Below are 223 nucleotides of genomic sequence, written 5' to 3'. Positions count from 1 at the left end.
CGCAAACGCAAGAAAAAACAAACTGCTTACGCTGTATAAACTTGAGAGAAAGTTCTCTCAAAACTGAACAAAACGAAACACGGAAACTTATATTGATGAACAACGTTCATCTATTCTCCATAGAAAGGAGGTGATCCAGCCGCACCTTCCGATACGGCTACCTTGTTACGACTTCACCCCAATCATCTGTCCCACCTTAGGCGGCTGGCTCCAAAAGGTTACC

The 223-nt window shown here is 44.4% G+C and carries 1 rRNA gene; it reads right to left on the bottom strand.

Annotation, left to right across the window (positions count from 1 at the left end):
* Positions 1-123: 123 nt before the first annotated feature.
* A 16S ribosomal RNA gene (locus tag MR059_RS21700) occupies positions 124-223 on the bottom strand; the annotation flags it as partial.

The sequence above is a fragment of the Bacillus cereus group sp. BfR-BA-01522 genome (assembly GCF_022662635.1).
Taxonomy (GTDB): Bacteria; Bacillota; Bacilli; order Bacillales; family Bacillaceae_G; genus Bacillus_A; species Bacillus_A cytotoxicus.
The sequence above is the reverse complement of the archived record's forward strand: the minus strand, read 5'-3'. Positions and strand labels throughout refer to the sequence as shown.